The sequence below is a fragment of the Chryseobacterium sp. GTID13 genome, from assembly GCF_056172655.1.
Window position 1 is genome coordinate 346578 of record NZ_JAOCMB010000005.1, and the last position, 21271, is coordinate 367848.

Below are 21271 nucleotides of genomic sequence, written 5' to 3' on the forward strand. Positions count from 1 at the left end.
TATGTATAATCAATAGTTTGAAGTGGGGCAGCAATGGTATTACCGACTTTTTTTGCTCCAATTGTCCCAATTCATTATATTTATTATGAGTTAAGTTTTCAATAGCTCCACCATTGACTTGATGGGTATGATTTACCAATCGATTATTATTGTCATAAGTAAATTCCTCAATAATTACAATTTCATTTTGCGAGCTTTGTGTTTTTTTGTGTTTTGTGACCTGTTTCTGCACTGTTCCTGTAAAATCAAGTTTTTTTCTACCCTGGTATATCCTCCAATATGATTAATTGAATGTGTCCCAATAACCCTACCTTTATTATCGTAATAGTTGTACCTTTTTGTCCAATTATCGTCTTCAATATTTTTTAAGAAGCTCATTACAGGCAGTGACTTACTACTTATTGAAGATCCTGTTATGTTATCACTTAATACAGCCTCTCCTAAAACATCAGATATAACAGGATTAAAAGTATAATCTGGATAAGTATCATAATAGCTTAATGACAATAAAGTAACCCACTTGGTAGAATTTGGATAGGTTATATCCTGATTTCCATAATACACATCCATTCCTTGTCTTGCGAAGGGAGCTGTGCTTAACCTATTGACATTGTTAGGTCCATAAGTATCAACAATATTTTGTTCTACACTTCTTGATCCACCCGTTCCAATTCCTGTAATGGTAACTCTTCCAAACTGGTCATATTTCGTGTACAGCCATTGTCCTTTTGATCCTAAATTAGCATCTCTCGTAGCTACCAATCTGTCCTGTTTATCATATAACATAAATTGCCAACCACTTCCCGGTAATTTCTTCTCAACTAACCTATTTCTTTTGTCATATTTATATTGATAACATAATGAATTCATTACGGAATCAGGGAACAGACCAGACGATAGGTTTTTTACAGCATCTGATGCTAAAGGGGGACGACATAGGTAAGATTGCCATATATATCATAGATATAATATGTATCTGCATTGGTGCCGTTGATAAACTTTCTTTGAAGGATTGTTTTCCCTTCTTTATCAATGTAGTCTTCAGTTGTATTATTACTTCCGCTAGAAGAAATCCAATCCTCATCTCTTATGATCTTCTTTATAAGACTACCAGTAGGATATGTAAAGTTTAATGTCAATGAAGGATTATAAATATCCGAAGTATACGTTAAGGCAATATCATATCTTTTTACTTCATCAGAGGCCAGATTTATTTCATGTTCAAATTTCAACTCATGACCACTATTTTTTTCCATTCAAGCCCGGGTAAAGCTTGGAATAAAGTCCTATCTAAAGGAGAATCCTCAAGGACTTTTTCAGAGAATGCTGGTTCGTTATTATAATATGCGAGGCAAGAAAAATAGAAGAAGATGGACTCTTACTTTTATTCAGAGAGCAAGGCTTTTGGAATGTTTTTAAAAGTTCTTCCTACTTTGAGTTTTACACACATTATGATGGTCCATTATTCGATAGGATAAATTCCATACATGATATTTTAATAACCAATGAAGTATTTGATGAGTTATTACAGCATTTGTATTACCCATCACCATATCGTTTTGATGTTATCCCGACAAAGTTATTGAGCGATATTTATGAAATCTTTTTATCAAAAAAGTTACATATTAACAATGGAAAAGTCAAAGATGAGATAAAAAGTGAATATCTAAAAAGTAGAGGTGCGATAAGTACACCTCAATATATTGTTCAGGAAATTATTAAAAGAACTATACCAAAAAATAAGCTTTTAAATGATGGTATAGAAAACTTTCTTTCTACTAAGGTTTTAGACATTGCTTGCGGTAGCGGAGTTTTTATAATTGAGACATATGATTATTTAGAGGATATATTTAAACAGTTATATATTTCAACTCAACATCCTGACTATGAAAAGTACTTTATAAATACAGGTTCGTCGGTTATTGTTAATTTACTGGGTAAAAAAACAATTTTAGATAATTGCATTTTTGGTGTTGACATTGATACAGAAGCTGTTGAAGTTGCAAAAATGTCTTTATCTCTTAAAATTATCGATTCATCGGAATATGCTGAAGTTTATAATGAAATAGGATTGTTTGGAGATAAAATATTAAATGGAATTGGAAACAATATTCGATGTGGAAATTCTCTTGTTGGATCAGATATTTTGGAAATTTTCCCATTAGTAACACAATATGAAGATGAGATTCTTAGAACTAATTTATTTGATTGGAATAGTGATTATGGTTTCCGAAAAGTCTTTGAATCAAAAGAAGGTTTTGACTACATTATAGGGAATCCCCTTATGTGGAAGTAAGAAATTATAATGTGGATCTACCTTTTATGCACGCATATATTAAGTCTATTTACCCTTCTGCGAAGAACGGTAAAGTTGATCTTGCGATTCCATTTATCGAAAGATCCATTTATCTATTGAATCCAAAAGGAAGATTAGGTTTTATTGTCCAAAAGAGATTCTTTAAAACTGACTATGGTAAAAAAATCAGAGAAATAATAACAAATTCTAGATTGCTATCATCAATAATAGATTTTGAAGCAACATCTATTTTCAAAGACAGAGTTACCTATGTTTCTATTTTATTATTGGACAAAACGGCACCCGAGTATTTCAGTTTCAAATTATTTCGAGATACAGTAGAAATTCTTCCTAGTGCTCTAAGAGATTCTCAAACTCCTGATACAGCTCCCGAGCAATATACACTTTTACCTGCAAATGCAGTTTCTGAACATCCGTGGAGTTTTGATACGGAACTTATTACAATTAAGACAAAGCTAATAGAACGTGTAGGAACGTTGGGAAATTATGCTAGAGTTAGGGTTGGTATTCAAGCATTGTGGAATGAAGCATATCATATAAGACCAATCTCAATTGAAAACGGTATTATAACAGGTAGAACACATTTAGAAAATAATTTCCAAATTGAATTAAATGCGTGTTGTGCATTATTGCCAAATGAAAGTTTTCATCCATATCGCGATGATAAACCAGAAGCATACTGTATATTTCCTTATCGGGTTGTAGATGGAATTTCTTATGAGATACTTTTTAACGAGTTTTGTGAGCAATTTCCTTTAGCTGGAGCTTATTTGAGCAGGACAAAGCAAACTATACAAAAAAATGTAAAGACTTTTAAAGGGAGAAAGCTGGCATTTATTCACTCGTGCTAATAATATAGCTAGAAACTTTCCGAAAGTTTATATTCCAATGACTGCACTTGATACTTATGCAGCTATAACATTTTCAAACAGGCATTATTGTGATAATGCAAATGTTAATTATATAGAATTGCCTGAAATTAATGAAATTAACCTTTATGCTTTTGCTTCAATAATTAACTCTAAAGTGTATTCAGTCTTAGCTCGTTCTATTGCCAATCCACAATCGAATGGATATTTTAAATTTAATAAGCAGTTTTTAGAACCTGTTCCTTTTCCAGGAGAAAGTTTTAGTAAGAATATAGATTTAAAAATGAAATTATTTAATTTATCAAAAAGAATTCAAAAATTACAAATAAGATATATAAGATCTTCACCAAGTCAAAAAAGAGGTATTGCAACTCTACTTAATAGACAATGGGAGCAGTTAGATGAAGTATGTTATCAATTTTATGGATTAACCAAAGAGGAGCAGGCATTATTTAATGAGAGGGGTAGAAATATTGATAGAATAGAATTGTTAAATAACAAGTAATGAAATGGTCAAGAATTTAAAAAATATTATTAATCAATTTAGTGATGATGCTAATACGTTAAATAAAATTCTGGTTTCTGTTTTTATCAAATCGAATAATTTGAATGTTGTAAGAAATAAACTTATTAAGTCATTGATAGTTGATTCTGATTCTGAATTATATAGCTATATAGAATTTTTTAAAAATTCTTTTTCATTTGATGATTTAATTGAAGCATTTGAATTAGCTATTCCTAAAGAAGATAAAGTTGTTAATGGCGCGGTTTATACTCCGAATTATATTAAGTCATTCATTGTTGAAAACAGTATTTCTAAATTAAAAGTTCCTTTAACTACTGTCAAAACAGCAGATATTTCCTGTGGTTGTGGAGCTTTTCTATTTACAATAGCTAATAAATTGAGAATTGAAACTAAAAAATCTTTTTTTGAGATCTTTAGAGATAATATCTGGGGACTTGATATATGTGAAAACAGTATAAAACGCACAGAAATACTTCTTTCCCTATTAGCAATATCAGTAGATGAAGATATACAGAATTTTGAATTCAATCTATTTTGTGGTAACGCTCTTTCGTTTGATTGGAAATCCAAAAGTAAAAGTAAAAAAAATATGATGGATTTGATCTAATCGTAGGGAATCCTCCTTATGTCCGTGCTCGAAATATAGATGATATTACTAAAAAGATGTTATCAAATTGGGGTGTGACAAAATCAGGAAATCCGGATTTATATATACCATTTTTTGAAATTGCGCTGGAAAACTTAAAAAGCAATGGTGTTCTTGGCTATATTACGGTGAATTCGTTTTTCAAAAGTGTAAATGCAAGACGACTTAGAGAGTACTTTCAACAGAAACAATATAATATTAATATTATAGATTTTGGAGATGAAAAAATATTTGAAAATATATCTGCCTACACTTGTATTTGTTTTATTGTAAAGTCTAATGCTGAATATTTATTGTATAAAAAAGAAACAAGTCATACATTAATAGATAATAACCTAAAATATTTTAATGAGATTAAGTTAAGTGATTTGGATGCCAATAAAGGCTGGCTTTTAAACAATAATCTTATTATTGCAAACATAAAAAAGATAGAAAGAGCAGGTAAAAACCTGGGAGAAGAGTATAAAATTAAAAATGGTATAGCTACTCTAAGTAATGATATTTATATTTTCAAACCTGTAGATGAAAATGACAATTACTATTTTCTAAAGAGAAATGACAAAGTATATAAAATCGAAAAAAATATTTGCAGGGAAATAATCAAACCAAATATCCTTAAAAATGAAAATGAAATCGAAAATGTAAAAGAGAAAATTATTTACCCATATACTAATGGAGTTACACCTCTTGCATTAATTTCTGAAGATCATCTAAAGTCAAACTTTCCTAACACATATAAATATTTACGTGCCCATAAGAAAGAATTAAAAGAAAGAGATGGAGGTAATGGAAAGTATCCAGAATGGTATGCATTTGGGCGAACACAAGCTCTTACAGATAAAGGATATAAATTATTGTTTCCATATATGGCAAAAGAGCCCCATTTTGTATTTACAGATCAAAAAGATATGTTAATATATTGTGGATATGCAATTTTTGATGAATCTGTAGAAGAACTCAAAATTCTTAAAAGAATTTTGGAGTCAAAGGTATTCGATTATTATATGCAGAATACAAGTAAGCCTTATTCTTCGGGGTATTTATCATATGCAAAAAATTATGTGAAGGGTTTTGGAATTTGTAAGCTCACTGAGGAGGACAAATACTTTCTTTTAAATGGGGAAACGAAAGAAGAAATTGATAATTTTTTGATAAAAAAATATAAGATAAAGATTTAATCATAATAATGTGGACAAATCATACCAAAGCAATTAAATGATTTGGGTACTATAAAAGAACACCATGCATTTATTTATAAAAAATGGAAAAAGTTTAAATAATTTAAGTGAAAAATCTTTTAAACTTGAAAAAGATATTCAAGGTATCTTTGAAGCTAATTTAGAAAAATTAACAGGATGGAAATTTATTAAATCTGAATTTACCATAAAAGCTAATAGAATTGATACATTGGCTTATGATATAGAAAACAATTCTTTTATCATTATTGAATATAAAAAAGACCGACATTCTTCTGTTGTTGATCAAGGAGTTTCTTACTTAAATCTAATGCTTGAATATAAGGCAGACTTTATTGTAGAGTATAATGAAAGTCAAAACGAAGTTATAAAGAGGATAGATATTGATTGGTCTCAATCTAAGATTGTTTTTGTTTCACCTGCATTTACAGATTTTCAAAAGCAAGCATCAAACTTCAAAGATTTACCAATAGAGCTATGGGAGATTAAACAGTATGAAAACGACATAATATTGATTAACCCAATCAAAAAGTCTAAAGCTGCTCCTAATATAAAAGAAGTAAGATCTGAGCAAAATTCTGCAATAAACAAGGTGACAAAGGAAGTTACCGTATATACAGAAGAACTGTATCTATCAGAAAAAAACGACTCTGTTATTGAATTGTATGAAGACTATAAACAGGCTATTTTAAATCTATCTTCTGAGATAGAACTACATCCTAAAAAATGGTATATTGCCTTTAAAACAAAGACAAATATAATTGATATAGAAGTTCAAACAAATACATTAAAAATGTGGATTAACCTAAAAAAAGGACAGCTTGATGATCCTAAAAATCTTATGAGAGATGTTTCTCAACTTAAAGGACATAATGGTAATGGCGATTATGAAGTAATAGTTAAAGACACAGAAAATTTGGAATATATAATGAGTCTTGTGAAACAAGCTATTTAGTAATTCATTATAATTAGAGAATGATCATATTATTGCTATAAAAATTGATTAAAGTCTTGTATAGAATATTAAAATTCTATACATTTGATTTAATAAAACGAACCAAAAACCTACATTTCAAAAGTGAGTAATTCGGTGAGTCGCTGAATCTTAATTTCAGGAAATGTCGATCAATAAAGAGATTTAAAGAGAAGGTGGTTTTACCTCACTCTCCGCCAGGTTAGAAACCAAAATAAGCTAAAACGCTGTAAGCATCATGTTTACAGCGTTTTTTGTTTTAGCGCAGGTATCAAAAAAATCAAAATAGGTCACGATTTTATGTCCTATTTCGTGCCCCATTCGTAAAATTTAAAAATGGGACACGAAAAATGACAACCAAAAACTATTATAACTTCAGGCGCCAATTGACCCGAAAACAATCGGAAAAAGCGGGCACGCCGGCAGTCTGGAAAAATCGTTCAAAAGGTTTTACATTTCCCATGATCATCAGGGATCATTATCTGGGATGGGAGATGCCTTTGCGGATGTTCCGGTATATGCGTTATAAAAAATCAAAACTTCACTAGAAAGAAACGCCGGAACTTTCGGAAAAACAGAATACGATGGGTTCTTTGATTGTTGGCAACCCATATTGCAGAGCCTGAAGAGGAGGTCATTGATGGTGTGGACTTTATTTTTGGAAGGGGCGATAATACTGAAAGTGCTGAAGGCTTAGTGATCAAGACCCCTGAATTAAAAGTGGCCATTGTCTAGGATATTCAATCGAAATCTTTTCGTTTTCTTACAATTTTTCCTCTGTTGGTGTATCTAAATTTGTCTCAAAGAACTAAAAAATATGTCATCATGGACTATCTATACAAGCAATATTTGTCAGAAAACAAGAATATTCGGGTTGAAGAAGGACTTATAGTTATTCCTGACATCAGCGGTTATACAGAGTTCGTAAATAACATTTGCATAGAAGCAGGTCGTTATATTACAAGAGAACTCCTTTCTACCATTTTGCAGGCTAATAAATTAGGTATGAACGTGTCAGAGATCGAAGGAGATGCAATATTGTTCTACAAGTTTGGTAAAAAACCTTCTATGCAGAAAATCTTAAAACTCTACGAGACAATGCTAAGAAGCTTTACGATAAAACTTAAAGAAATAGAGGCTATCCTTGGATATAAATTAGGTTTATCATTAAAATTAGTAGCAAACTACGGAACTTTCTCAGAATATACCATTGGCACCTTTAAGAAATTATATGGGGAACCCGTCGTTAAGGCTCATGCATTGTTGAAAAACAATATAACAAGTAATACTTATGTATTGATGACCAATGCTATGGTTTCAAAGGCATCGCTTGAAACGGAAAAAGAATATTTCTATATTAATTATCAAGAGAACAATTTTATAACAACCATAAAAAATAAAACAAATGCAACAAACATCAAAAACTTCATTCGACAAATCAGTTTACAACCCGGTATTGTTTAAAAGCTATAAGACAACTAAAAAATTAGTTAAATATGGTTTTTATATTGCTCTAATTTATTTTGCCTATGAAGGGTTTATGGCTTGGGATTAGGTTCTCATTCGTAATTGATCGCCGTTGATTTTTATTTCAACGGTTTTTGTTGTTAGATAGCATTATGAAATTTTAAATATATTTGTTTGCTAAAGCTAGAAATAGGGAAGGACATATCAGTTACCGAATATTTGCTCCTACAGAATTTAAAGATGTTTTTTCGCATTTTTATTATGCGTGTACAATACATAATTAAAGTATATAGTCATCAGGGTGTTTTTCTCTAAAGCCTTTTGTTGAAGTCTGCTTTTAAGTAATGGCATATAGTTTTCCCAGCATATGAATTCTCCAATTTTTCCTGTTGTAGTGTATCATAGATAATAAAGGTAGTTCCATCGCCTTCGCCCCCAAACAAATCGTTCAAGTGCTTTGGTCTTATACACAATATGCTTTGAGGCAAAATAATAGTTGTTGAATTTTTTCTGCAAATTTTAAAATTTGTTTGTAGTATTTATCAGAATTGGACTATATGGATAATCAGCTCCTAGTCTAATTTTGATAAAATTTTCTTGATAGCTGAAGAAAATGAGTTTAAAAAATAGTTTAAGAAATATGTTAAAAAATAATATAAAAGTAAACATAGATAGTGGTTGGTTAAATGGATTCATCGGTGTGATTTTTTTAGCGGATCATTACCTGCTACAAGGGTAGCTGTTTTGGAGTTTAATCCCGTATTTTTAACGGCGGCCCGGGCTTCTATTGCTGGAGTTCTTGCGGTGATCGTTTTATCAATTTTTAAGGAACAGCGCCCAAAACGTGAACATATTTTTCCTTTGATTATAGTGGCAGTTGGTGTTATAGTTGGTTTCCCTCTATTAAGTGGATTGGCTTTAAGATACATTACTTCGGCCCATTCACTTGTTTTTATTGGATTACTGCCTCTTGCCACTGCTACATTTGGCATCATTCGGGGTGGCGAGCGTCCCAATCCTATATTCTGGATTTTTTCAATGATAGGAAGTTTTTTGGTTGTAGGTTTTGCTTTGTCACAAGATTTATCAACGTCGCCTTTGGGAGACATATTTATGCTGGGTGCTATTATTCTCTGTGGAATAGGTTATGCAGAAGGTGCTAAATTAACAAAAGTAATGGGTGGATGGCAAGTGATCTCATGGGCATTGGTTCCTTCTTTACCTTTTATGGTTGTACTGTCATTTATTTTTATGCCGGTTTCGTTTGAAAAGATCAGTGTTGGTGCATGGGGTAGTCTGGCTTATGTATCGCTGTTCAGCATGTTCATTGCATTTATTTTTTGGTATAAAGGTTTAGCACAAGGCGGAACAGTCGTTGTAGGACAGCTGCAGCTGTTACAACCGTTTTTGGGTTTGGCATTAGCTTCGTTTTTACTTCATGAAAAAGTAAGTGTTGGGATGTTAGCTGTAACAGCAGGTGTAATCTTATGTGTGGCTGCTACAAAGAAATTTGTCAAATAATATAAGTTGTAAATCAAAACAATACAGATCAATTGATTGTAATTACATCTTAAAACAGCTAAATGATGAAAGCAGTTCCACTATCAGAAGAATTTATTATCTACAACTTTCAGGACGAACTTATAGAGTATTATTAAAAAATATATTTTCGTCGCATTACTTGCGATGGGTCGGATTTTTTAAAGCACAAAGCTTTAAAATTGATGATTATAAGGAAGTAAATAAGAAACTTTTAACGATGTTGGTGAGCAATTGCCCGGAATCTTGATTTTGCCAACTTGGAAAGGAATAGATAAGGAAACAAAAACGGCAGCTTTGGTGCTTTTATTGCGGATATTTATGAGGGAAGGAAATATCAAATGATGATGAAGAAGCTGGTGAAATTCCTGTGTTTTGCGGAAAATATATAAGGCTACAATTTATAAATTGTAGCCTTATATATAAATTAAAATGATAAATAAACCTAGGTTTACTACTTAGAAATGAATCTTCTAAAATACAGTACTTAAAATAAAAAAGAAACACTTTCTTGATTTACTTTTATTCATTGTTAAGGTGAAAGTGTTTGCCCCCTTGCTTGTAGCTTTGTGTAAAAAATACCTTTAGTTTATTGTATAGTGCTACCTCAATCGCTGTATTAAAATCAGGCTTCTATATGAATTTCCGGTTCCGGGGGAAAGATTTGATGAGATGGTAAAACTGTTTGATACTGGTAAAACAGTGAAATCTACTGTCTGAGCAACTCCAGTTATATTTATGTAATCATCAAAATAATAAGTTTGCGCCTGATTCGTAGAATTGGATAAGTTAACCAATGAATACTCATTGTTATTAACTATACTTTTTAAAAATATAGTGTTGTTGGTATTACTTCCTCCAAAGCTTCCAACCAACCTTACCTGGATTTTATATACTCCTGGCTGGAGAGTAATTTGATCTGTAGTTCTAGCTGGTGAACCTTGCCCTGCAGCAGAGCTTACAGCATCTGTTATATTACTCCCTACAATTGTGTTAATAAAATTGGAAGCATTGTTTGGAGCATTACCCATTTCTGTCGCAGTATCATTGGTATTGTCCCAATAGTAAAACCCGGGAACAACTGCATTACTGCCTGTTCCGCTATTTATTGTATTGTATACTATAAGTCCAGTAGTCGCTGTTCCTGTTACAGGAGCAAAAACATCCGTAGCAGTAAGTGCAACTCTTGGGAATAAAATTCCTCCAAAGTAACTGTTGTTTTGCTGAGGATTAGGTTCAATCTGTAAAATAATGCCTGGATTTACCTTATCCGTCCCTATTCCGATTTGTCCGAAAATATTGATGGATGTAAGTAATATGAGTAGCATTGTGTTTATTTTTTTACTCTGATTCATATTTGTTTTATGATTTATTGGAAAACATAAGAATTAAATTATGTTAGGACGGCTTTGTAAAAGTCCTGAAGAAGTTATTCTATAAACTATCAACCTATTTCATTAAAAAGGACAGTATTATGAAATCATAATTTTTAAATGCATGCAAAAATATTGTGTTGCCCCTATAGAAGAAAAAAATATTAGCTACCAAAAATTATCAAAAACTATCATTTGTAGTTTTTGGCTATAGAAAATATTTGGATTTTTCAGACATTCAAAAAAATACTGGATGAGATTTTCTTTGCCCGTTAAAGAGCCAAAAGCGTATTTGTCAAATTCAATAAACCCATTTTTGTTATACAAACTAATTGTTCTGAGATTTCCTGAACAAGCGCCAAGCCTAATGTACTTTGCACTATTTTTAGATACATAGACTCTCTATTCTCCAAGCTCGAAGGTAAATTCAGTTCCCAAAGTTTGGTTTTGTTGGAGGAAATGAAGCACATAAAAAGTGCATTGAGAATATAAATAATATCAGAATGTTCATTTTTTAAACTATTACTGGCCATATTAAAAAATCTCCAGTCTAATATTAATAATCAAGAAATAGGAGCCAGTAAAAATAACAGAAATTTTGTTTTGCTTTATTTTTATTGATTGTTGTTAAGGATAAACTGCTCCCAATCTTTCTTGGTAATTTCATAGATATAATTCATCGAAGGCTGTTCTCCTATATATGTAATTTCTTCTTCATCGATTTTTTTGCTCCTAAGCGTTCAATAGCAATCTGCGATCTGATATTATCTGACCCAATTTGAAAGTTTACTTTTTCTACAAATTGAAAAATATAGTCTAACATAGCAGCCTTAACAGCCGGATTAATTCTCTTTCCCCAAAAATCTACCGCATAGTAAGTATATCCTATACAAATACAGCTTTTATCTTCTTTGTAATCATAAAATCGAGTACTGCCTATAACTCTACCGGTAGTTTTATCAACAATACGAAATGCTCCCTTACTGTCTATTGCTCCGTCAAAAAATATTTTAAAAATATCTTTTTTCCATCTATCCTTACTCGGATGCTGTTCCCATACCTTAGGGTCAGATGCGGCAAGGTATAATTCTTCAAAATCTTCCTCTCTTAAAGGATAAAGATCTACATTATCTGTTTCTAAATGTGGTTGAAAATTAATATTCATAGTATTTAATTGTTATTAATAATTCTTTATTAATTGTAATATCATTTCTGATTTGGCTCCTAAAAAACCCTTGATTGTCTTCTTAAATTAAATCTGTATTACTGAATACAATCATGTATTTATAATGGCACAAAATTAGATTCATATTGGAATACATATGTAATCCAATAAAATAAAAATGGATAGTCCAATTATCAAACAGCTATTTAGAAGTATAAAAATTGATTCACGAACTAAAAGGCCAATATATCTTCAGCTGGCAGATCAAATACTTGTAATGATCAGGGATGGTACGCTTACTGCAGGACAGAAATTACTATCGTCAAGAGAACTGGCAATACTTCTTAATTTGAATAGGGTCACCGTATCCAAGGCTTTCAATGAATTAGAAATGCAAGGTTGGTTGGAGAGTTTTATTGGTCGTGGGACATTTATATCGTCACATATACCAGAACTGGATCCTAAATTAGCACCTTTAAAGGAATTATATAGAGCTTACAGAAATCAGCTGACCCGTAGTGGGTTATATGAAAAATTTGGTAGTTATGGCTTTCCTAGCGGTCCGGAGTTTTATAAGTTGGCGATAACAAAATATTTAAATGAAACAAGAGGTTTGAAAATTTCTCCAAAAAATGTTCTTTCTATCCGTGGTACAATAATGGGGATAAATCTTGTTTGTACGGCACTGATTAAACCCGGGGATATTGTTGTTTCAGGAATTCCGGGTTGGCAACGAGCCGAACATAACTTTTTGCTGGCTAAAGCCAATCATATTGGTATTCCTGTTGATGAGCATGGGATTCTTGTTGATGAACTAGAAAAAATATGCAAAGAAAAAGTAGTGAGAATGGTATATGTAACTCCCCATCATAATTATCCGACTACTGTATCTCTGCGTATTGACAGAAGATTGGAGTTGCTTCGTTTGGCTAATAAATATGGTTTTATAATTTTTGAAGATGATTATGATTTTGATTTTCATTACAATCATCGTCCTCTGCTTCCCCTCGCAAGTGCAGATGAAAACGGGATGGTTATCTATTGCGGATCATTTAGTAAGAGTTTCTCTCCTGCATTTAGAATGGGATACCTGGTAGCTTCAGAAAATGTAATTGCTTATCTTTCTAATATGCGCATTTTATTTGACCGTCAAGGCGATCATATTTTAGATAATGCTATGGCAGATATTTTAAATGATGGGACTGTTATACGATCCATAAGGAAAGCTTTGGTAATATACCAGCAAAGACGTGATCATTTCTGCAACCTATTAAAAAATGAGTTGGAAGAAAAGCTTGATTTTTCAGTTCCAGAAGGAGGAATGACGGTGTGGACAAAATTTAATAAAAATATAAATCTTGAGAGTTTAGCAAAAAAGTGCTATACCAAAGGTCTGTATATATCAGATGGTAAAATACACTGTTATCCTGGTTTTAATCAAAATGCAATTCGTCTTGGCTTCGCATCATCCAATTTAGAGCAGCTCGAACAAAGTGTAAAGATTCTAAAAGGTTTGCTATAAGTAGACCTTGGTAATACTATTTGAAATAAATGGACTACTTAGTATATTTTAATTGGTCTGTATAGTAAACTATTTCTGTTCTAAATTTGAATAATTTTGATATAACAATGTAATGAAAGATATTAAAATTATTAAGGCCAAAGCAGATGATATTTTAAAACTGCAACAAATCGGTAGACAAACTTTTGCAGAAAGTAATGCTCCTGAAAATATTGAAAAGTACGTACAGAACTTTTCATTAGACAAATTATCCAACGAGCTGTTGGATGTTAATTCTGAGTTCTACTTTGCTGTAGATAACGAAGCAGTTGTGGGCTATTTAAAAATAAATGTTGGAGAGTCTCAAACTGAGTTCCATTATGGGCAGACTCTTGAAATTGAAAGAATTTATGTTCTTAAGGAGTATTACGGAAAAAAAGTTGGACAAATACTATATGAAGAAGCTATTAAAGTTGCAAAAGGGATTTCCGCTAAATATGTATGGTTAGGGGTTCGGGGAAAAAATCCACGAGCAATAAGCTTTTATAAAAAGAATGGATTTGTAGAGTTTGACAAACATATATATAATGATGCACAGATAGAAATATTGATGAAAAAAACCTAGTAACAATAAGGTAATTCAATCGTTTAAAAATTAACAAAGTAAAGCAACACAACACTAATATGTTACTTTACTTTTAAATACATACAGTTTTTTATTCTACTTAATACTTTCAAAGAAGGATAATAATGGTAGAAGTAGTTCGATAGGGCTCACTCTCTCCCCGCCAGGTTAGAAACCAAAAGCCTTTAAATCTTAGTATTTAAAGGCTTTTTTGTTGAAAGATTAGCAATAACGATTATCCGTGTCCTATTGAGAAAACGAACTGGATAAAAAACACAGGTTCTTTTTTACCATAAATCCTGTCGATAGGCAAATCATTGTCAAAAAGAAAGATAACTCTACTTTATTAAGCCTTATTTTGGCATTATATTTAATGTTTTATTAACTCATCATTTTCAGTATTCTTGCCTAAAAAGATTATTTTTCGGAAATTTTTTACTGATTCATTATGGAAATTTCCGGGGCTTTTTTGGCTGTAATTTTAGAAGCTGTTCTTTCGTTTTTTTTGATTAAAAAAGAAAATTCAAAGAAAAATATTTTCTTGATACTCTATATAGTAATGGTAACTTTAGATCTTCTTTGCGAATATTTTATCTTCAATTTAGGGCACAGAAGCACTTTTCTGATCGATCAGTATCCGTCGAGTTTCCGCCTTGTGAAAGGACCGCTGCTGTTTCTTGCAGGAAGGCTTGTCCTGAAATATGAATTTAACTGGAAAAATTACTTTCACTTTCTTCCTTTTTTTGTAGTTTTTATCTGTAACATTATTGTTGTATTTATCGGTTCGGAATCCCAGAGTTTTCACCGGTTTTATTTGTGGATTTTTAAAATTTATCCCTTTTATTGGGTAGGCTACCTTGCAATTACAATTACTGAGCAGATCAGGCACAGAAATAAGGAAAATGCATTTCAGAAACTGTTTATCCAGTTTTTATGTTTTGTGCTTACTTTAGTTCTTACCTATATGATTTGTGGGTACGGAAGATTGGTAGACAGGGAGCTTTTGCGGGTGATTTATACCTTTTCCTTCTTTGTACAGTTTGTTTTTCTGATCCGTCTCACTCAAATAGATAAGCCGCTTCCTGTAGCGAAAAATAATGACATAGATGTCAATAAGGTCACGGAAACTTCGACAGAACATAAAAAAAGCAGAAAATACAAAAGTTCTGTCCTGAGTAAAGATTATATAGCCAATACCAACAACAGATTAATTGAGCTATTAAAAAACAAGAAAATATACACCAAAGAAGATCTTACTATGGATGATATTTCCAATATGATCCATATTTCCAAAAATCATTTATCCCAATGTATTTCCGAAGGCCTTGAGACAACTTTCTACGATCTCATCAATAAGTACCGCATTGAGGAATTTATCGAGCAGATCAATCAAAACCCGGAGCAGCAGATCAGTGAACTTTATTACCAGTGCGGTTTCAGGTCCAAAGCTACTTTTTATAAATATTTCAAACAGGAAACCGGGGTAAATCCCAACGATTACCGCAGGAAAATTCTCAGGGAAAAAGAATTCCATCCCGATTATTAACTTTTGGTTTTTATTCGTTAATAAATAATTAAAATGGGTTAAATATTTGATAATCATTTGTTTATTTGTCTGTTTTATAGAAATAAGTTCATCTTAATCCAGATGAACTTTTCAAAATGAAAGTCAGAATAGTTTTGCAGCAGATAAAAGCATCTGTAAAAATGAAAAAACTAACATCTACTTTGGCCGTTGCCCTTTTCTTTGCCTCAATACAATCTTATGCACAGATCCAGGTAAGCGGAAAGATCGAAGATTCACAGGGGAAACTTCCGCAGGCAAAAGTTCTGACTCATGACAAGAAAACCTTTGTTCTGACAGATAATCAGGGGAATTTCAATATTACCATTCCTGAAGGTTCTGCTTCTATTATTGTAACCTACGAAGGGTATACCGATAAAACGGTTGATATTGATACCTCCGCGAATCCTAAGGTTGCAGATTTAGGAGTTATTGTCCTGGAAAATAAAGAAAATACAAAAAGCATTGAAGGCGTTGTCATCACTTCCGCCTACAAGCCTTCCCAGGCCAGGGCTTTGAATATTAAAAAGAATTCCGAAACAATCTCTGATGTTCTGGCCTCCGACGCCATCGGAAAACTTCCCGACAGAAATGCTGCAGAAGCCATCCAGAGATTACCTGCCGTAACCATTGAAAGAGATATGGGGAGGGCCGTTTTGCAGCTGTAAGAGGAACGCCTATCCAATGGAGCTCATCTACGCTTAATGGAAACAGAATGCCAAGTGCCAGTGGAGATTATGCCAACAGGGGACTGCAGATGGATATTTTTCCTTCGGAACTGATCCAGTTTGTAAAGCTATCAAAAACACTTACTCCAGATATGGATGGGGACGCCATCGGGGGAACGATAGATTTTATTACAAAAACAGCTGTCAATAAAGAAACACTGTCTGTAAATGTGGCAGGTGGTTTTGTCAATCAATCCAAATCTCCCAGCTACAATGCTTCCGTAGTATATGGAAACAAAATCACAGATAAGTTGAGATTCATTACTTCTGCTGTGATATGGAGCCGGGACACCGGGATAGATAATTTCCAGATGGTATACGACTTCAATAATAAAGACAGGGTTAAATCTTTTTCGATCAACCAGTTACAGCTGAGGGATTATATTGCGCAGAGAAGAACTTTAGGCTTCAACGGGGCTTTGGATTATCAGATCAATAAAAACAATAAGCTTTATTTCAAAGGATTGTACAGTCAATACATTGACGGTCAGAACGTTCGTGAAACCTATTTTAATTTCAATACAAAAAATGTTCAGCTTCAGGCAAGACACTCGGATTATGTTACCGATCTTTATTCCTTTGATCTTGGAGGTGAACACAAATTATCGGATAAATTAAAACTCGACTGGTCTTTAGTAAAATCAAGATCAAGTTTTGAGTTCAATTCTCCCAAAAATCTGAGCAAAGACGAAAGAGGCTATCCGATTGTTCTGTTCAGGCAGAATATGACTTATGGAAACCTCTCAGCCGACGGATTAAAATACCTGGCAATGGATTCTCCCGACGGTATCGGTGACGCTTCCGATGTTGTCCTGCCCCATAACTTAAATGCACTGGATCCTGCTCAGATCTACCTTTATCAAACTATTATCAGCAGGAATAAAAACAGTGAAAGGGATTACAGGGGCCAGTTTAATTTCAGTTACAGGCTTAATGACAAAATCAATTTAAAAGCCGGAGGAAAATTAGTTGATAAAGATAAAGATTTTGCTTCAAGTGTCTACGTATGGATGCCTTCAAAGCTTATGGGAATACCGGGATCAGCCCCTCTTGTTTATCTGAATCAGCTTCAGACAGAAGATTTCGCTTTTAATGGAGGATTTCTGAACCCTGTGGGGCAGCCTTACAACAATGTTATCATCAACCAGATTACCAACGGGCAGATCGATCAGATGTATACCCCGGAATTTATGGCCAATAATACGATGTTCAATGTACAGGGCGCCAATACGGCAAGCAATCTTGCTGCATCCTATTCCGGAAAAGAAAATGTATACTCGGCGTATGTGATGGGAAATTTCAGGCTCACTGAGAAATTAACCGTGATCGGAGGATTCAGGAATGAATATAATGTGACAAATTTCAAAGGAAACAGTGTGGTCATAAAAGGAAATACTACAGCCGCGGAACCGGTTGAAAAAGAGAATACGTACAATGCCTTCCTGCCGATGGTGAATATGAAATATAATCTGGATGAAAATACCATTTTCAGGGCTTCTTACACCAGGTCATTTGCAAGGCCGGACTTCAGTGACCTTAACCCAGGTTTACAGATCAACGATGCCCTTCAGACCATTACACAAGGTAATGCAGGGTTGAAACCTACTTACGCCAACAGTTTTGATCTGATGTTTGAAAAATATTTTTCCAATTTAGGGATCATTTCTGTGGGAAGTTTCTATAAAAGCCTTAATAGTATCATTTATCAGGATCAGACAACGGAACAGAGGAACGGGCTGGTATATCTTAAAAGCTCACCGGGAAATTTAGAGAAAGGTTGGCTGTTTGGTCTCGAAGCCAATTTCAGTAAGCGTTTTACAGAATTACCGGGCATTTTGCAGCATTTCGGATTCGAAGGGAATTACACTTTTGTAGATTCAAAAACTGAAATACCTGTATATAACGGGGCTGTGGTAGAAAAAATCGAGACCACTTTACCCAAACAGGCAAAGCACATTTTCAATGCAAGTATTTTCTATGAAACGGATAAGCTGATGATAAGGTTTGCAGGAAATTATAAAGGAAAATACCTCAATGCTATCCGTTCTCTGGCCGGACCCGACCATTATCAGTGGTTTGATAAAAACTTTACCCTTGATGCTACAGCTTCTTATGCCATTTCAAAGAAAATAAGGCTTTTTGCCGAGCTTAATAATCTTTTCAACGAACCCAACAGATTCTATCACGGGAAACAGGACAGGACAGAAAGTGTTTCCTATACAGGCTTCCGCGGACAGATGGGAGTTTCACTCAACTTTTAATTTAAATTTTTTAACATGAAAAAAATAATACTATCCACATTCGGATTGCTATCGGTATGGGCTGTGGCGCAGAACAAAAAAGAGTTCAGCGAATATCCGAAAGATTTGAAAATTAACCAGATCCAGGTACTGGGAACCCACAACAGCTATGCAAAACCGGTAGATCCCAAAGTTTTAAAAATGGCAGGCAGCATTATGGAGAAATTCAAAGGTTCTTTTTTTGATAATATGTCTGCGGAAGAAAAGGCTAAATTTCAGGAATATCATCCCAACGGACTCGATTTTGCCGAGGCCTTAAATTATAATCATCCCGATTTTAACGAGCAGCTTAATGCCGGTATGAGGAATATTGAAATTGATGTTTATTATGATCCTACAGGAAACAGATTCAATAAACCAGCTTCTTACGAAATGCTGAAAAAGCAAGGAGTAACGGATCTTGCACCTTTTTCTACGGAAGATCTGGATAAGCCGGGTTTCAAAGTAATGCATATTGCGGACCTGGATTTCAGAACCCATTACACCACTTTTAAAAAGGCTCTTCAGGCGTTGAAAGACTGGTCCGACAAAAATCCTGATCATGTTCCTGTTTTCATCCAGGTCGAAGCCAAAGATTCCGGACTTCCTATTTTCCCCAATGCTGCAGAAGTGCTTAAATTCGATCAGAAAGCATTTGACGATCTGGATCAGGAAGTGCTTTCCGTATTGGGAAGAGATAAGATCATTGCTCCGGATGACGTTAAAGGAAGATACAAAACCCTCAATGAAGCGGTACTTCACCATAATTGGCCGACGGTAAATGATTCAAAAGGAAAATTTGTTTTTATACTGCTGCCTTCAAGTGCCGGGATCAGCAATAATGAATCTCCTTATTTATCAGGGCATCCGAACCTTAAAGGAAGAATGATGTTCATAGAATCTGCTCCGGGCAAAGATTATTCGGCTTTTGTACTTTATGACAACGCCATTGTAAGACAAAATGAGATTCAGAAGCTGGTAAAAGAAGGATACCTTGTTAGGACCCGTTCAGACATAGAAACGTATGAAGCAAAAGTAAACGACAGGACAAGAGAAAAAGCGGCGTTCAGCAGCGGGGCACAGGTAGTTTCCACAGATTTTTTCAGGAAAGGAAATGCCTATGGAACAGATTATTTTGTAACGATGCCTAATGGTGAAACGGCAAGATGCAACCCTGTGAATTCTCCGGGAAACTGCCCTAAATAAATGCTGAACTTTAAAACATAAAAAAAGAATTCTGCATCGTATTGCTGCTGAAATAATAAAAACGGTTTATCAATATTGCTGATAAACCGTTTTTGCTTCTGGCTTAAAACTTTTGAACAGAATTATAAAAATTGACCATCAGATTTTGTGCTCTACCTGATTAAAAAACGAAGCCATTTGCTCCAATCCGTTTTTTGAGAACATTCTTTCCATATTTTCCAGGGTATCCTGTGTTGCTGCGGCTCCTCTTATCACCATATCCTTTTCAAAATGAGTGATGGCGGTTTTGATATCAGGGAACGTATTGCTTGTTAAGCATTCGGCTAATTCAAACGCGTCTTGCATGGCTACATTGGCACCTTCGCCTGCAAATGGCGGCATTTTGTGGGCTGCATCACCGATCATTGTTAAATTTTCCTGTGTTTCCCAGGTTTGATCGAACGGATAATAATATTGCGGACGTGGAGTGAAGTGTACACTTTCATTGGTGAATAATTCCTGCCAGGTTTCGCTCCAGTTTGAAAATTCCTTTTTAAACCAGTCGGTCACCTGTTCTTTATTACTGAAATCAATGTTACTTTCGGAAAGCCAGTTTTCAGAAGTTTTGAATGCCACTATAAACATAATGGAGCCATCGCCTTTTGTACCATAACCCAGCATTTTTTCGTCATCAAAAGCCATTATTTTCCCAAAAGAAAAAAGTTTGGATGTGTTTTTGTCTGCTTCGTAAATATCACCCTGAATCAGTGTAATACCTGAAAAAATTGCTTTAAGGTCGCTGAGGTAAGGACGGATTTTTGAATTGGCTCCGTCGGCAGCAATGACCAAATCTGCATAAGCGCTTGTTCCGTTGCGGAAATGCAGGAGCCAGCCATCGTTTTGCTTTTCCATAGAAATAAAACGGCTGTCCCAGACAACGGTGTCGGGCTGTAAAGAATTTAATAGAATGTCACGCAATGGCGCACGGTCAATTTCGGGGCGGGTTTCAGAAATAGTTTTTGCAAAATTGCGGTCGTCGAAATGAATGTTGAGCGATTTATCCGCCAATATCATTTTACTTGCTTCAGGGCGGTGATGCTTGTAAAATTCATCGAGCAGACCTGCCCGTTTCAAAGCTTCCAAACCGGTTGTTTCATGAAGATCCAGAGTGGAACCCTGTACACGGACATTCCTGTTGAAATCTCTTTCGTAGACTTTAACGTCAGCATTTTCCATTTGTAATAATTTGGCCAAGGTTAAGCCTGCAGGTCCGCCGCCTACAATGGCGATTTTTTTATTTTGTATAAGCATAATTTTC

The 21271-nt window shown here is 33.9% G+C and carries 18 protein-coding genes and 2 pseudogenes; 14 read left to right on the forward strand and 6 right to left on the reverse strand.

Features of this window, described 5'->3' with window-relative positions:
- Positions 1-174: 174 nt before the first annotated feature.
- From N4G44_RS07505 to N4G44_RS07515, 3 genes are all read right to left on the reverse strand, one after another.
- Positions 175-762, reverse strand: a complete 588-nt coding sequence (locus N4G44_RS07505) for a hypothetical protein (RefSeq protein WP_474925648.1) — start codon at positions 760-762, stop codon at positions 175-177.
- A gap of 158 nt (positions 763-920) precedes the next feature.
- Positions 921-1256 carry a hypothetical protein gene (locus N4G44_RS07510; protein ID WP_474925649.1) on the reverse strand — a complete coding sequence of 112 codons (336 nt, stop codon included), beginning with the start codon at positions 1254-1256 and terminating at the stop codon, positions 921-923.
- On the reverse strand, positions 1229-1372 hold the full coding sequence (locus N4G44_RS07515; protein ID WP_474928295.1) for a DUF6443 domain-containing protein: 144 nt from the start codon (positions 1370-1372) through the stop codon (positions 1229-1231). Before N4G44_RS07515 ends, N4G44_RS07510 begins: the two co-directional genes overlap by 28 nt.
- Positions 1373-1582: 210 nt before the next feature.
- On the opposite strand from N4G44_RS07515, the pseudogene N4G44_RS07520 reads away from it, so the two are divergent.
- The 8 genes and pseudogenes from N4G44_RS07520 to N4G44_RS07555 all read left to right on the forward strand — a co-directional run.
- Positions 1583-2635: pseudogene (locus N4G44_RS07520) on the forward strand (Eco57I restriction-modification methylase domain-containing protein); the annotation flags it as partial.
- A gap of 570 nt (positions 2636-3205) precedes the next feature.
- A complete protein-coding gene (locus tag N4G44_RS07525) occupies positions 3206-3691 on the forward strand; it encodes a hypothetical protein (protein WP_474925650.1) in 486 nt (161 codons plus the stop codon).
- Positions 3692-3695: 4 nt separating this feature from the next.
- Entirely contained in the window at positions 3696-4319 is a 624-nt protein-coding gene (locus tag N4G44_RS07530; protein ID WP_474925652.1) for a DNA methyltransferase family protein, read from the forward strand.
- A gap of 44 nt (positions 4320-4363) precedes the next feature.
- A complete protein-coding gene (locus N4G44_RS07535; protein WP_474928296.1) occupies positions 4364-5536 on the forward strand; it encodes an Eco57I restriction-modification methylase domain-containing protein in 1173 nt (390 codons plus the stop codon).
- Between the two features lie 64 nt (positions 5537-5600).
- A complete protein-coding gene (locus tag N4G44_RS07540) occupies positions 5601-6509 on the forward strand; it encodes a DUF5655 domain-containing protein (RefSeq protein WP_474925654.1) in 909 nt (302 codons plus the stop codon).
- Positions 6510-6877: 368 nt separating this feature from the next.
- Entirely contained in the window at positions 6878-7075 is a 198-nt protein-coding gene (locus N4G44_RS07545) for a hypothetical protein (RefSeq protein WP_474925656.1), read from the forward strand.
- A 277-nt stretch (positions 7076-7352) separates the two neighbouring features.
- Positions 7353-7991, forward strand: a complete 639-nt coding sequence (locus N4G44_RS07550) for a DUF2652 domain-containing protein (RefSeq protein ID WP_474925658.1) — start codon at positions 7353-7355, stop codon at positions 7989-7991.
- A 643-nt stretch (positions 7992-8634) separates the two neighbouring features.
- Positions 8635-9515: pseudogene (locus N4G44_RS07555) on the forward strand (DMT family transporter).
- A gap of 620 nt (positions 9516-10135) precedes the next feature.
- Here the strand turns inward: N4G44_RS07555 and N4G44_RS07560 are convergent.
- Both N4G44_RS07560 and N4G44_RS07565 read right to left on the reverse strand, forming a co-directional pair.
- Positions 10136-10861, reverse strand: a complete 726-nt coding sequence (locus N4G44_RS07560; RefSeq protein ID WP_474925660.1) for a hypothetical protein — start codon at positions 10859-10861, stop codon at positions 10136-10138.
- A 739-nt stretch (positions 10862-11600) separates the two neighbouring features.
- Entirely contained in the window at positions 11601-12071 is a 471-nt protein-coding gene (locus tag N4G44_RS07565; protein WP_474925662.1) for a GNAT family N-acetyltransferase, read from the reverse strand.
- Between the two features lie 178 nt (positions 12072-12249).
- Between N4G44_RS07565 and N4G44_RS07570 the strand changes: the two genes are divergently transcribed.
- From N4G44_RS07570 to N4G44_RS07595, 6 genes are all read left to right on the forward strand, one after another.
- Positions 12250-13593: an aminotransferase-like domain-containing protein gene (locus N4G44_RS07570; protein ID WP_474925665.1), complete on the forward strand. Its 1344-nt coding sequence runs from the start codon at positions 12250-12252 to the stop codon at positions 13591-13593.
- A gap of 112 nt (positions 13594-13705) precedes the next feature.
- Positions 13706-14197 (forward strand): GNAT family N-acetyltransferase, encoded by a 492-nt coding sequence (locus N4G44_RS07575; RefSeq protein WP_474925667.1) that lies wholly within the window; start codon positions 13706-13708, stop codon positions 14195-14197.
- Between the two features lie 541 nt (positions 14198-14738).
- Positions 14739-15743: a helix-turn-helix domain-containing protein gene (locus tag N4G44_RS07580; RefSeq protein WP_474925668.1), complete on the forward strand. Its 1005-nt coding sequence runs from the start codon at positions 14739-14741 to the stop codon at positions 15741-15743.
- Positions 15744-15904: 161 nt separating this feature from the next.
- Positions 15905-16429: a carboxypeptidase-like regulatory domain-containing protein gene (locus N4G44_RS07585; RefSeq protein WP_474925670.1), complete on the forward strand. Its 525-nt coding sequence runs from the start codon at positions 15905-15907 to the stop codon at positions 16427-16429.
- A gap of 11 nt (positions 16430-16440) precedes the next feature.
- Positions 16441-18750 (forward strand): TonB-dependent receptor, encoded by a 2310-nt coding sequence (locus N4G44_RS07590; protein WP_474928297.1) that lies wholly within the window; start codon positions 16441-16443, stop codon positions 18748-18750.
- A 15-nt stretch (positions 18751-18765) separates the two neighbouring features.
- Positions 18766-19974: a Ca2+-dependent phosphoinositide-specific phospholipase C gene (locus N4G44_RS07595; protein WP_474925672.1), complete on the forward strand. Its 1209-nt coding sequence runs from the start codon at positions 18766-18768 to the stop codon at positions 19972-19974.
- Between the two features lie 138 nt (positions 19975-20112).
- On the opposite strand, the gene N4G44_RS07600 is transcribed toward N4G44_RS07595, so the two are convergent.
- Entirely contained in the window at positions 20113-21264 is a 1152-nt protein-coding gene (locus N4G44_RS07600; protein ID WP_474925674.1) for an FAD-dependent oxidoreductase, read from the reverse strand.
- Positions 21265-21271 lie beyond the last annotated feature (7 nt).

Excerpts from the sequence above, each read along its gene's own strand:
- N4G44_RS07550 (WP_474925658.1), top strand. The coding sequence starts at position 7,353 with ATGGACTATCTATACAAGCAATATTTGTCAGAAAACAAGAATATTCGG.
- N4G44_RS07510 (WP_474925649.1), bottom strand. The coding sequence starts at position 1,256 with ATGGAAAAAAATAGTGGTCATGAGTTGAAATTTGAACATGAAATAAAT.
- N4G44_RS07585 (WP_474925670.1), top strand. The coding sequence starts at position 15,905 with ATGAAAAAACTAACATCTACTTTGGCCGTTGCCCTTTTCTTTGCCTCA.
- N4G44_RS07565 (WP_474925662.1), bottom strand. The coding sequence starts at position 12,071 with ATGAATATTAATTTTCAACCACATTTAGAAACAGATAATGTAGATCTT.
- N4G44_RS07525 (WP_474925650.1), top strand. The coding sequence starts at position 3,206 with ATGACTGCACTTGATACTTATGCAGCTATAACATTTTCAAACAGGCAT.
- N4G44_RS07560 (WP_474925660.1), bottom strand. The coding sequence starts at position 10,861 with ATGCTACTCATATTACTTACATCCATCAATATTTTCGGACAAATCGGA.
- N4G44_RS07545 (WP_474925656.1), top strand. The coding sequence starts at position 6,878 with ATGACAACCAAAAACTATTATAACTTCAGGCGCCAATTGACCCGAAAA.
- N4G44_RS07570 (WP_474925665.1), top strand. The coding sequence starts at position 12,250 with ATGGATAGTCCAATTATCAAACAGCTATTTAGAAGTATAAAAATTGAT.
- N4G44_RS07595 (WP_474925672.1), top strand. The coding sequence starts at position 18,766 with ATGAAAAAAATAATACTATCCACATTCGGATTGCTATCGGTATGGGCT.
- N4G44_RS07575 (WP_474925667.1), top strand. The coding sequence starts at position 13,706 with ATGAAAGATATTAAAATTATTAAGGCCAAAGCAGATGATATTTTAAAA.
- N4G44_RS07600 (WP_474925674.1), bottom strand. The coding sequence starts at position 21,264 with ATGCTTATACAAAATAAAAAAATCGCCATTGTAGGCGGCGGACCTGCA.
- N4G44_RS07540 (WP_474925654.1), top strand. The coding sequence starts at position 5,601 with ATGCATTTATTTATAAAAAATGGAAAAAGTTTAAATAATTTAAGTGAA.
- N4G44_RS07530 (WP_474925652.1), top strand. The coding sequence starts at position 3,696 with ATGGTCAAGAATTTAAAAAATATTATTAATCAATTTAGTGATGATGCT.